The 12,302-nt window shown below is 58.1% G+C and carries 13 protein-coding genes and 1 pseudogene; 10 read left to right on the forward strand and 4 right to left on the reverse strand.

What is annotated here, in order from left to right; genetic code table 11:
• Positions 1-1,149 (forward strand): transcriptional regulator FilR1 domain-containing protein (locus C451_RS23105; protein ID WP_007737541.1); only part of this gene is annotated, 1,149 nt, incomplete at its 5' end.
• A 205-nt stretch (positions 1,150-1,354) separates the two neighbouring features.
• Here the strand turns inward: C451_RS23105 and C451_RS03020 are convergent.
• Positions 1,355-1,648 carry a hypothetical protein gene (locus C451_RS03020; RefSeq protein ID WP_007737543.1) on the reverse strand — a complete coding sequence of 98 codons (294 nt, stop codon included), beginning with the start codon at positions 1,646-1,648 and terminating at the stop codon, positions 1,355-1,357.
• 1,315 nt (positions 1,649-2,963) lie between these two features.
• Here C451_RS03020 and C451_RS20660 point away from each other — a divergent pair.
• The 3 genes from C451_RS20660 to C451_RS03030 all read left to right on the forward strand — a co-directional run bounded on the left by C451_RS20660 (position 2,964) and on the right by C451_RS03030 (position 7,096).
• The gene (locus tag C451_RS20660; RefSeq protein WP_007737544.1) at positions 2,964-3,167 is read left to right on the forward strand and encodes a hypothetical protein; all 204 of its coding nucleotides are present in this window, start codon (positions 2,964-2,966) and stop codon (positions 3,165-3,167) included.
• Positions 3,167-3,463, forward strand: a complete 297-nt coding sequence (locus C451_RS03025; protein ID WP_007737546.1) for a hypothetical protein — start codon at positions 3,167-3,169, stop codon at positions 3,461-3,463. The genes C451_RS20660 and C451_RS03025 overlap by 1 nt, the downstream gene beginning before the upstream one ends.
• Before the next feature lie 651 nt (positions 3,464-4,114).
• On the forward strand, positions 4,115-7,096 hold the full coding sequence (locus tag C451_RS03030) for a hypothetical protein (RefSeq protein ID WP_007737554.1): 2,982 nt from the start codon (positions 4,115-4,117) through the stop codon (positions 7,094-7,096).
• Positions 7,097-7,178: 82 nt separating this feature from the next.
• On the opposite strand, the gene C451_RS24510 is transcribed toward C451_RS03030, so the two are convergent.
• The 3 genes from C451_RS24510 to C451_RS03040 all read right to left on the reverse strand — a co-directional run bounded on the left by C451_RS24510 (position 7,179) and on the right by C451_RS03040 (position 8,253).
• A complete protein-coding gene (locus C451_RS24510) occupies positions 7,179-7,364 on the reverse strand; it encodes a DUF7563 family protein (RefSeq protein ID WP_449271497.1) in 186 nt (61 codons plus the stop codon).
• Positions 7,365-7,630: 266 nt separating this feature from the next.
• A complete protein-coding gene (locus C451_RS03035) occupies positions 7,631-7,972 on the reverse strand; it encodes a DUF5615 family PIN-like protein (RefSeq protein ID WP_007737556.1) in 342 nt (113 codons plus the stop codon).
• On the reverse strand, positions 7,969-8,253 hold the full coding sequence (locus C451_RS03040; RefSeq protein ID WP_007737557.1) for a DUF433 domain-containing protein: 285 nt from the start codon (positions 8,251-8,253) through the stop codon (positions 7,969-7,971). The genes C451_RS03035 and C451_RS03040 overlap by 4 nt, the downstream gene beginning before the upstream one ends.
• A gap of 250 nt (positions 8,254-8,503) precedes the next feature.
• Between C451_RS03040 and C451_RS03045 the strand changes: the two genes are divergently transcribed.
• From C451_RS03045 to C451_RS03070, 6 genes and pseudogenes are all read left to right on the forward strand, one after another.
• On the forward strand, positions 8,504-8,785 hold the full coding sequence (locus tag C451_RS03045) for a PadR family transcriptional regulator (RefSeq protein WP_007737558.1): 282 nt from the start codon (positions 8,504-8,506) through the stop codon (positions 8,783-8,785).
• A gap of 94 nt (positions 8,786-8,879) precedes the next feature.
• Positions 8,880-9,314, forward strand: a complete 435-nt coding sequence (locus tag C451_RS03050; protein WP_007737559.1) for a TRAM domain-containing protein — start codon at positions 8,880-8,882, stop codon at positions 9,312-9,314.
• Positions 9,315-9,414: 100 nt separating this feature from the next.
• Complete coding sequence (locus C451_RS03055) at positions 9,415-9,729, forward strand: non-histone chromosomal MC1 family protein (RefSeq protein ID WP_007737560.1); 315 nt, start codon at positions 9,415-9,417, stop codon at positions 9,727-9,729.
• Positions 9,730-9,777: 48 nt separating this feature from the next.
• Complete coding sequence (locus C451_RS03060) at positions 9,778-10,008, forward strand: hypothetical protein (RefSeq protein WP_007737561.1); 231 nt, start codon at positions 9,778-9,780, stop codon at positions 10,006-10,008.
• Positions 10,009-10,466: 458 nt separating this feature from the next.
• Entirely contained in the window at positions 10,467-11,483 is a 1,017-nt protein-coding gene (locus C451_RS03065) for a hypothetical protein (protein WP_007737563.1), read from the forward strand.
• A 205-nt stretch (positions 11,484-11,688) separates the two neighbouring features.
• Positions 11,689-12,302: pseudogene (locus tag C451_RS03070) on the forward strand (hypothetical protein); the annotation flags it as partial.

Here is a 12,302-nt window from a genome sequence, read left to right on the forward strand (position 1 = left end):
GGTGGTCTCGGTTTGGTCACCAGAGACAACCCCCTCCTGAAGGGAGTCAGTTGCTACCGAAGTCTAGACCGCTTTGCGACACGACCAATCAATGGTCTGATTGATACCAAACGCTTTGATGTTTTGTATGCAGTAAACAATTGCTCACTCCCGACCAGCCAAAGCGAGATCGCCGCCCGTGCAGAGACATCGGACAAGACGGCCGAAAAATATCTCTCAGAGTTTCAAAACCACGGGATTATCAAAACTTACCGAGAAAATGTAGAACCTACTGCTGGCGGAAAAATGCTTTTAGACGTTCTCTTAGAGGCTTTCACAGAGATACCCATCGCAAAAGACAATTGTGTGGAATTGACTCGTACAAAAACGCCGCTCACAATCTTATCAAGCCTTCGCAGAGAACCACAGACCGCAGAGGATATTCAACGAAGAACATCCGTATCAGCAACCGAGCAGACAATCAAGCGCCGCCTCAAACAATTCGACAAACCAGACCTTGACCTAGCAGATGAAGAAGGACATAGTTATCGGCTCACCGACACTGGTAAAGAGGTGCTACTGGCCTACCATGATGTGACAATTGCTATTGAACAGATTATTGAAAAGGCAGAATGGTTCCAGCGTCTCCCATTAGAAAATGCGACTGTTCCGGTCAAGGAACTCGCCGATGCAACGGTTGTCGCATCGGATACAGCCAGCCCCTCGAACGTGCTCGGGGCCGCTCTCAAACTCTGTGACCTTCGGGTGAGTCGGTTCCGGTGTATCTGCTCGATCTACAATCCAGTGCTGTTCTTTGCGTACCAAACGATGCTAGATTTCGGTGTCGAGGCCGAGGCCGTCCTTGATTGGGGAGCTTTTGTCAAATCGGACCAATACACAGCCAACGTTCGCGCCAAATATGAGCACTATCAGCCACTCTACCTGAAAGATTCTCACACACTTGGCGTCGGTATATATGATGAGCGAAAAGTTGCAGTTGGGGCGTACAACGAACAAGGTGAGGGAAAACACATCGCCATGATCGTGAGCGAAAATCCGAATATCATTGAGTGGGCCGAGGATATATATGGGTCATACAGAGACATGGCCGACTGTCCAGAGGAAAACCCACCAGATATTGATGGTGGCTTCGATGGACGGCACTGGTAATCTCACACCATCCCACGTGTGATATAGGCAGATTAAACTCGGTTAAATTCTACGCTCGTTTCTGGTACCACACATACCATTTCGGATTCCGAAAGGGCGTTACAATAAATACACCCCCGCCTCACGACGGGTAGAGCCAAACCGAATGAAACGGGGCAGACTGAAATCGGATGTGAGTGCATTTGCTCACACGCAGAAAACTCCGCTACTCAGAGCCGTCCATATCGGCGACGAACTCCTCGGGTTCGGCATCCGAGTCATGCAGGAAACGCTCGCCAAGTTCGGTAATCGCGTAGTAACCACGTTCTTCGCCCGCGAATGGTTGGTGGACGAGTCCGTGTTCGGAGAGTTCGTTGCGCAGCCTCCGAGAAATCTGCTGTTTAGAGGGAGCGATGTCGTTCCCATGCATATGACGCAAACTGAGCCAGATCGCCTTCGGTGTGACAACGACGCCCGGCTGATCCAGCAGATCGAGGATGTAGCGATCAGTTCTCGTCATCCACGGGACTGGAGGTGGCATCTGACCTGAATACGCCTACACGGGGGCTTAAGACCGATGAAGCGGACAGTGAGAGGAATCACTCAGACTCATTAATGAGTCTACCTACCATCAACTTTATTATCTCCACTCTCAAACGAGACGCTATCGCCAGAGGCCCGCAATGAACGAACCCGCACCTGAACGAAATAATCGACGCGAGCGCGGCCCACAAGCGGCGCTCATCGGGTGCGCGGACGCTCGGCTCACGAGCGTAGTGCGTCAGTGCGGACAAACTCGGCCACCGTATCTGGGTGCCACAACACCCGGAATCGGCCGGACCCGCACTGACGGTCTCTGGCAACATCGGATTGCTGACAGTTTCAATCACAACCAATCCAATGAGCCAAAGCAAAACCTACTCTGGTGTCCATTCACCTAAGGATACCGCACGTTCACGGCGTGTTAGTGACAGCCAGCAAGAGGATACTGGCGACAGCAACACGATAGAACCCGCCTGTCGAACGCGCGAAGTCGGACGCGGGATCGACCGGCGCGAGTGGCGGGAAGTATCGTACAGCGAGCGGCTCTTAGGGTTTTACGAACCCTGTGAATGGGACGAATGCTTCCCTGACGGCCCCCCTGACGCGGAAGAAACCTCCACTGTTGTTCGGAGTTGCCATTCTCCAACGGTAATCCATCGGTCCCGCACATGCGAAAACGCCCAGCAGGAAGCCGACGCTCACGCTCACCCGCACAGCAAGAGTGAGTCCATAACGACGCTGGATGATCTCACGGAAGGCGAGAGCGTCATCTGGGAGAATCAATCAACTCCCCGGCGTGTCGTCGAGACCGCCACCGAGCCGGATGACACAGCCCGTCTACGAGGCCCCAGCGGAGGCGAATATACTATCGAAGCGCGGCCCGGCAGCACACAGATGTACGCCATCTACCCTGCTATCGGGCTTGTTTCTGATATTTGGGTTGTCGTAGGCGATGCGATAGAGACGGTGGAGTAGCCGAGATGAATGGCACTCTCGGCCCCTCTACCGCTCTCACGGGTTCTCTACGGTCTGTCAGAGCGTCATACAAAACCATAAATAGGCAGCGATGCACCGTCAGTCCAAAGCAAGGGCTAATCAATCAAGTGCCAACGAGGGGATTTGAACACTCTTTCCTCGTGGTCCACGGCAAATATAGCTTTCGCCCCACGCGCAGAGGCGTTGCCGTCTCTCGCTGGGCGGCCGACTCGCACACGTCGGCAGTAAGCAGAGTCAGCCGTGGGTACGACGGCTCTCCCGGCCGTCAGCACTCCAATCACGGGCCATAGATAGATATGGCCGCACGTAACAGAGCATACACACACCGACACGACGAGGCACAGCCAGCCGACCAACACAACGACGACCCCGCTCGGCAAGCCCGAACGCGGATGCGCCGCGCGAAAGAAGTCGCGCGCCATCGCGAGCAGGCGACTCTCGCCATCGACGACGAACGTGCCGGCCCTGGAATCGGAGAGCGGCAAGGGGAGGTCGCCTAATGCGACCCGACGCCCTCGGGCAGGTTGTCAACGCTAACGCTCCCGAGACGACCCAGTGCGCCGTCTGTCGCGGCACCGCCGAACACTTGTCGAGCGCGTGGCAGGGCGAGGGCACCGCCTATCACAACTATCAATGCCGGGCTGATCGCTGTCCGGCAGCCGGAACGATTATCGAACACGAAAGCAGTGAAAATCAGTCAGTTGGTCCCGTGTTCGGTGACCGCGATCTCGCCGTCCGTCTCGCCACGCGCGAGCATCCCGACGCACCCGCTGAGAGTCGGGAGGTGAGCGTGTGAGCGACGATTCTCCCTTTGATGGCGATTCACCATCAGCCTCCGAATCCGGTGCCGGAAGAGCGGTTGACAGCGTCTGCGGGGAACAATGACAGAGGTGCGCGCCTCCGTTGATTCTGAAGCCGACGACGCACTCTGCTGTCCGCGGTGTATCGCTCTCGGCGGCTACGATGACGCGCCCGATCTCACCGCAACCGTCGACGAGTACGAGATACCGACAAGCGCGGTCGGCGAGCCACATCACGAACGCGAGACGGTGCCAGCGCTCGGCCGCTACTGCGACGAGCACGATGTCTTTCTGGTTGCGAGCTATAGCGAGTGCCTCGCGAAACCCACTGACGGAGATGTCAATCAGGAGAGCGAGGACGATATCTTTATCACTCGCCTCCCTGTCGGACTATGGCATAAGCTAGGAAACCAAAGCGCCAAGAGAAAACGGGGCGAGGAATACCAGTTCCTTCGCCCCGCTTTGGACAGGCGCGGTCGCCGATCCCCAATCGGATTGACCGTTGCTTGTTCTCTCACGGCCGACGACCATATAGTTTGCTCCTTCGTTAGCCGCGGCTCTCGGCTACGTAGAAGTCCGCAAACCCCTGTTGGTCGTCGGTACGACGGTTCTACCGTCCGTCAGCGCTGGAATGTCGGAACTCCCCGATGAGTCAGCAAGCATCTGCCTCCACCAGCGACGCGGCTAGTCATATCTCCGGTTCGGAAGCGGGCATCACGCTCGTTCCGCCGGGTAGCAGCGGCCAACTCACATTTGATGCACCTGCCGTCCGTCGGATCGGCCCGCGATTTACCGAATGGCTGCCCGACATCCTCGACGCACTCCTCCCGACGATTACGCACACCGCGCGCGAACTCGCCTTTCAGTACGATCCTCGGACCCTCCAGCACCAGCGGCCGTACCTGTTTGCGGCCAACCTTTTCGATACCTACGACGTCGGCACCGGGCCAGGCACGACCACGCCCGCGCATCCGTTCAACGACGCCCTTGCGAAGTTCGCCATTTCATACTACGAGATCGACCCCGACGAATTGAGTGATCACAAGCGCGAACTGTACGACTACGCTCGTGGCGAGATACTCGAACTCGGCACGCGCGACCTGCCGGGAGCACCAACCGGCCTTGATGCACTCCGCGAGACGGTTGTCCCGCTGCTCGACGCCGGCGACGACACGCCTGCGATCGTCGTCAGTCTCGACGGAGCTGCGTGGGAGAACATCGACGACGAACGGACGGCTGCCCGCGCGCTTGACGCGCTCGCGCTGCTTGGCGAAGTGGTCAGCGTCCGACTTATCTGCTCGCCGCGACTCGACGCGCACCTCGAACGCGCCCACCCCGACTGGTACGACGAGTATCTTACTGACACCGGGGATGACCACCGGGGACCAGCCCCCACTGAGGCGGGCGAGGATGCGCTCGCGTCGGCGTGGGAAGTGATCGGGGAGTTCGCCCCCGGCGGTGGCCGCCTACGGCTGCTCGCGGCACTTGACCCAGATGACGAGCGCGAGGTGCGCGATCTCAAGGTTGATACCGCAATCGAGCTTTCCGAGGGTTCGATCGACCGCTATGTGCGCGAGTTCGCCGACGAGTACAATCTCGTCGATGTCGACGACCGGTCGAAATACAATCGGGTTGCTCTCACAGAAGTAGGAGCGGCGGCACAAACCCTCATCGGCCCGGATTATCGGGTTCTCCATCCTGCTCAAAGCCAGTTTGGTGATCGTCTTACGCGTACCCGACACGGCTCAACAAGTGTAGTGTGTTGTACCGACGCCAAAGATAGTCCCCCAACCGCCGGCGGTTGCGGTAGCGGTAGCGGTGCTGTGGGTGCGGAGGCATCCTCCTCTCCTTCGTCTTCGGAACACTCCCTTCCTGCGAGTGCTCCAACCGCTGAGGAGTGGCTCGCCGCGACTGGCGAAGCCACTGATACCGGCTATGTACGGTGGCTCGATGGTCCTGACGGTCGTCTCGATGCATGGGAGATGCACGAGCGGCTCCTCGCTGGGCGTCGCACTGAGGGTGTCACCCTCGTCGACGAGTCGGTACAACCATTTGAGGATGGGAAAGTGAGCTATGTCTCTTGTTTCGAGGATCACGCACAGGTCGTCGCTCAGTGGGGTGGCCCCCTCCCCACCTTGGTTCGCATCACATCTGCCTTACTCAGCGAGAAAATGTGGTCGAAAGTGCTCACCCCATCGGCCGTTGGCGACGATCTCGACGAGCTGTACGACGGGGCGCTCAACGATGCTACTAAAGACGTTCTCCGACTCGGCGCGCAAGTCGGCTGGTTTGGCGAGGACGAGCACGACTACGACGGTCTCCGCGACCGTTTCGGTGAGATTCGGCGGCTGCTACTCTCGAAGCTTGCAGAGCTTGACGGAAGCGACTCGGCGGAGTGGAGTAACCTCTGTCGGGACGCTCACGGACTACTCGCGTCGGCAACGCACCTCTACCGCGCTGTCGATGTCGATGTGAGCTTCCACATCCGGGTTCCCGATACGAAGAAACTGCGGGCCGGCGAGGACCGCTACCGTGGCTTCTTGGATTTCTTCAAGCACACGGTGCCGAAAAACGCTTCCTACGGGATTCACTCGGTCTATCGGCTGCTCTACGAAGAACGGGTGGATAAACTTAGACACCGAATGGGCGTTGAGTTCGACGGCGATACAACGGCTGATCTCACGGCGTCGTGGGTGATCTCGGGGCCGACCGCTTCGACGTTCCGTGAAGATATACAGCAGGCTATCGCGTTGAAAACTGAAGACATTCGCGAGCAAATCCAGGAGGGCGTCGAGCGGGGTGTGAGCCTCGAAATTCCTGTCGTCGACGGCAACTCCTACGGGGCTCTCCGACGGGTACTCAACCGCCACGCTGACCGCAAAGACTTCGCGACTCTCGACAGCGAACACCGCCGCAAACTCGTCCGATTGGCGAGTGCGACACTCGGAGAAACGCCGGGCCGGTGCTCACCGTATGCACTCGCCGAAGCACTGTTGTCGATCGGACAAGCGCAGTCACCGACGGCTTCACTCATGCCGGGTGATCTCGCGGTCGGACTCGCTCAACTGCCAGCCGAACGTCTTGTTCCGTCACTGCCGCCAACGATGCAGAAAGCGCTGAAAGCGTTGCTCATGGCTGACGGATCGCTCGGAGCCTCGGAAATCATCGAGCGAGCCGATATCTCCGACCGCTCCTATACTCGGAATATCGATGAATTGGCAGCGCTCGGTATGGTTGAATCGGTCGGAAACGCCGGCCACAAAGAATGGCAGGCGTGGATCATCCCGTGGTGGTCGCCGCTCACCGATGTCGACGGCCCGCGGATGGCCGATAGCGACGAACGAGACCTCACGCCGGCATCCCGTTGGGACGACGTTCTCTATGAGATCGCCCTCGATCTAGACCTCGATCCTGAATACGGGTTGTTCGCCGGGCCGGTGGATGCTGATGAGGTGTTCGCTGCGCTGCCGAGACTCGAACGGTGGCGCGGGTTTATTGAATCACACTATGGGCTCGTCGACATCGAGAACTCGCGGTCAACGATCGGCGAGGACGTGGACGCTCCTTCGGTGGTCGAGATCGGTTGCGATCCCACGATTCGGGCCAGCGAGCAGGCGTCTCTCGATTGAACGAATTAGCATATGCGCCGTCACTTCGCTGTTCATCACTCTTGGGAGAATCGACATGGAGACGAGCTGCGAGCGATCAGGGTTACTGCCGAGACGACTTCGCCTCACGTACTTCGCTTCCCTCTCGAACCATGCCGGGACAGTTCGGGCAGACGCGCACGGTGTCCATCTCAGTCGGGGCGAACACACGAACGTATTGCTCGGTGATGAATCCGCCACAATTCAGACACTCTGGCATAGTAGAGTTCGTTGACCCTCGGAACTTCATTCTATCGCCTTTCAATCGAAATCACCGTTTCTGACGTCCGTTCGAGACTCTGGGAGAGCGAGGGTGAGATGATTGATTACGCGAATTCTACGTTCAGTGACAGATGTTCCACTTTTAGATGTTGGCGGTTGGCCTTGTGTAACACTCGCTGGTTCTCTATGCTCTCGATTGTACACAAGGCGATCATGGTAGAAAAGCGTCCGCAGTATCGTTGTTGGCATCGTCTACGGCGAGAGCGGTCACTTGTTACTGATCCAGCGTGCCGTTCACAACCAGCCGTCAGGGATATGGATGATTTCGTTGCGGGTGTCCTCGGGCCTGAGAATACTGAGCGCGTTGTGGACCGAGCGAACGATATCGCTTCGCGAGGTGCGCTGATCTTCATAGAAGAGGATACCCCAGTGGTCGGCATCGTCGACGAATTGTTGAGTAATGAAATCCAGGTCGTTGGTAAGAATCATCGCTTCGTGTTCGTTGGCGAACTCCAAAACGGCGGGATCATCTTTTCCACTAATGGGTGTATCGTAGAGAGTTACAGCGTCGATGCCCTCGCTCTGGAGAGTGTTGGCGACGACGGGAGAGACGTGCTCGTCGGTGAGCACTCTCATGCGTGCTGGCGGAATTTCTCAGGGTCGAGTTGGCGTTCGTGGGCGCGCTGGGCGGCCTGGTGTTTCTTTTCGCGCCACTCCTGCATCTCGTCGGGATGGTCGTAGTAGTATGCGAGGGCATGGTGAACGGCCGCGAGATCGAGCTCGTAGTCCGCGGCCACGTCCTCAGGATGCTCGCCTTTATCGATGACACGGGCAGCGATATGGAGTACACCGATACGTCGGCCATCGATTCGTGGCTCACCACCGAGCGTGCCCTCGGTAGAGACGATCTGAGTCATGGTCGTTGTTCCGCGCGGATCGACAAAGAGGTTCGCCCTCTCGGTCTCTCCCGCTCCAAGCGGCGTGAGAGCGCTGGGCCCCTGCGAACAAGGCTTAATCGGCGAAAACAATCTAATGTGGTTATTGTCACCAGAGGAGGGTATGTGAGAAAACTCACTAGTGAGATCGATGGATGTGAGTTCCATTCCTCGTTAAATAGTCGTTTCTAGAATCGATATATTTTCCCATGCGAATAACCAACAGCAGGATATGTACGATCTGACCGGTTTCCAGCGAGACCTGTTGTACGTTACTGCTAACGAGGACGAACCACACGGTCTTGCGCTCAAGGACGAACTCGAAGAGTACTACGAGAAGCAGATCCACCATGGACGGCTCTACCCGAACCTCGACACGCTCGTCGACAAGGGACTGCTCGAAAAAGGTGAACTCGACAAACGAACGAACTACTATCAGGTGACGCAACGAGGCCATCGGGAGATCGAAGCCCGTCGTGAGTGGGAAGACCAATACGTCTCACCGGAGGTCTGATTGCCATGCGTAGTGTTTGGGCTCCTCGGCCGCGCGCTTTCGGTAGCAACTCTTCGGGAGTAATGGTGACCGGCGACGGTGGTGAGCAGGTCTAATGGTCGAGATACCCGATCGGCTGGCGTGTCTGTTCACGGGTTCAATCACCGAGGCGGGCGATTCCTACACGGTTGAGGTACCAGAAGACGAACTCGACGTGGGAGCGATTACGGCCGGTGAGACCTATCGAGTGGTGATCCTCGAGAATGCAGCGCCCGCGGGAAGCGACGACCAGCAGGACCCATCGACGAACTCGGCAGTCTCGGCGACTTCGAAACCACCGGTATCTGAAGGAGCGATTCGTGAGGTGACCATCGAGTCGTTGGGTGATCAGGGTGATGGGATAGCGAAAACCGATCGTGGATACGTGTTGATCGTTCCGGGAGCGCGTCCTGGCGACGAAGTCACTGTCGAGATCACGAACGTCCGCGAGAACGTCGCGTTCGCAGAGGTCCGATCAGGCCGAGACCAGGACGAGATCTCGGAGAGTTAGTAGCCTTCTTTCAATCGAAGAGGGCAGATTTTTCGCGAGAAACCGCCAGACGTGGGTACATTTATCACTGTGTCCGTACTGTGTTCGGTTGGGAAAATTCATGGCCAGTACATCAGACGACCCCCGAAACTTCGCATTGCGTGAGGATAGTGGCGAGGAAACAAGCGTTTTCTCCGGGCAGATACCACGACAGGCGGCACTCAAAGCCGCTCGGCGACTCGACCCAGCTGACAGCGAGGCCCAAGCGAGCCGAGAGAGCTTTCGCTTGCGGGAGAAGGGAACGAAGAAACTCCACATCTACGAGGGGTGGGCGTGGCACGAGCAAGCACCGGAGGACAAACCCGACTGGATGCCTGAGACGATAACCCAAGCGAACGTCTCGAAAGAGGGCATCGAGCATCTCGACGAGTTGTAGTTCGAGGACCTGATACAGATTCATATACAGGTGGCTGAAACTCTTGGCATGAACGAAGAGCGGCGACTGCCGCCGTTTGCCGAAGACACGCTCGCGCTGCTGACCGACGCGGCGGGTGGGTCCGGCGGGGAGCTTCCGAAAGGCGAGGCTCTCGAAGTGATTCGGGCCGACGAGCGCTTTGGGGAAGCCGACGCCCAAGCAGCGCTGACCGAACTCGAAAGCCGTGGACATATCTACTACGTCGACGAGACCGTCCGAATCACACCGACCGACGAGTGAGTGGCAACGCGCCGAGACACAGCCAGCAGGTCGTCTCTGTCGGGATTTTACATTCAGTCCGATTGGAAAGCTTCTATCATCGTCCGGTGGATAGCTGAATATCGAGATCGGTGCAGATCCGATCCTCAAACGAGTGTCTCACAGGCTCTCTTCGCTCTCATGATACAGACAATCAGACGGCTACTTTCCCGGACGGCAGAGGAGTCGATCGTTGAGTGCCGTCATTGCGGTGCGAACGTCGACCCAGAGGCTGATTCCTGCCCGGGGTGTGGGTCAACCGAGATCGCGTCCTATGACATCGCTTCATGACCTGGAAGAGGCTGCTTTGTCCCACCTGTCCTGTGCCCGCTCACGGCGACGTGGTGTGAGGGCTGAACTGCGCCATAGAGCCGGGTTTTCACTCGAAGTTCGGTGTGTCGCCCACGACTCTTTAGACAGTGACGCTCTGAGTGGTGTCTATGGCGATTCCGTTCGGCGCGACGTGGGGGACGCTGATCGAGCGATGCGAGAAACTGCCCGAGGAGGCGACGTTGATCACACCGCTGGCGTCGAAGCGGTTCCAGATCACCGACGTTCGGGAGCAGCGACTCATCATCGAGGACGTCGATTCGGGTGACTCCCAACCGCTGCAACGCGAGCAGTTCGAAGCGCTCGCCGAGCACACACGCGAGGCAATCGATGGGTACGAACTCTCCCGGCTGCCGACGCAAGCCGAACCGTATGCAGCCGTCCTCGCACTCCACCCGCGCTACGTACTCGACGAACGCGAGAACACGCTGACCGAACTCGATGAAGCCGACGAGAGTGCCGTACTGGACGATGCACCACACTTGTCGATGACTGCGAGTGCGGACGACCAGCAGGACAGCGAGCGCAAAGAGCCCGAGATCGACGTCTATTCGGATATGCTGCTGTTGATCGACGCGCTCGAACGCGAGGATATGAGCGCTCTCGACAGTGTCGAGACGCCCGTGCTGGTCAACCTCTACACACTCCTATCGGATGTCCAGCGCAACGCCAACGACCTGCGACAGGACGTGAGCGATGTGCTCTTAGAGCGTGTCGGCCACGACCGGCCAGTCCACGGCCAGTACGGGTCGGTTCAGCGAACGACGCGACGGAATCGCTCGCTGAAAGACGACGAGGCAGTACTCGAAGCGTTCGATGGGACGGGCATCGATCGCGAGCAACTCGTCGGTGTCGACCGCTCGAACGTCGAGGAAGCGCTGGATGTGGTCTCCGTGCCTGAATCAGCTGTCTATGATGTCTCCGAAAGCGAGTACGTCCGCAAAGCCGAGGTGGACGACGAACGCAAGGAGACGCGCTTGCAGGGGCTGAAAGACCGGCTGGCGGTCAGCGACGATCCCGAAGCGGATGTCCTGCGCCAGGAAATCGAGCGGTTGGAACACGAAATCGAAGAACTGACTGAATTCTCGCCGGCGAGTTCGTTCGATGAGCAGGCCGAGCGCGGCTGAGATGACCGTTCACTTGGGGTGGGTTCAGTTTCACTGTCCTTCCCGCGCCTTTTTACTTGAAAGGCGTCAACGATGAGCGTCTCCCACCGAACACACGCGGAGGCAGTGAGAGCCAATGGCAGATGTACATTCGCACGCCGAGGAAATCCACGANCGTCAACGATGAGCGTCTCCCACCGAACACACGCGGAGGCAGTGAGAGCCAATGGCAGATGTACATTCGCACGCCGAGGAAATCCACGAACAGTTCGCCGACCAGATGGACCTCACCATCGAAGAGGTCGAAGAGCGCCTCGACACGCTGGTCAACGAGTATCAAGTGCCCATCGAGGAAGCGCGCCGCAGTGTCACCAGCAGCTACTACGACGAGGCCGANGAGCGCCTCGACACGCTGGTCAACGAGTATCAAGTGCCCATCGAGGAAGCGCGCCGCAGTGTCACCAGCAGCTACTACGACGAGGCCGATGCTGATCAGGATTCGCTGAGTGACGCGAACGAACAGCGCGAGATCGGCAGTATCAACGCGGCCGAGGAATGGCTCGATATCACCGCGAAGGTCGTCGAACTGTGGGAGCCACGGAGTGATGCGATCGCGCAGGTCGGTCTCGTGGGTGACGAAACCGGCCGGATCAAATTCACCTCGTGGGCGAAATCAGACTTGCCCACAGTCGAAGAGGGATCGGTCTACCAGTTGGGCAACGTCGTCACCGACGAGTATCAAGGCCAGTTCTCGGTCAAGCTCAACCGGACCACCACTATCGAGGAAGTCGACGACGAGATAGAGGTCGGCGACAACACCACTGAAATCGAGGGAGCGCT

It is taken from the genome of Halococcus thailandensis JCM 13552, assembly GCF_000336715.1.
Taxonomy (GTDB): Archaea; Halobacteriota; Halobacteria; order Halobacteriales; family Halococcaceae; genus Halococcus; species Halococcus thailandensis.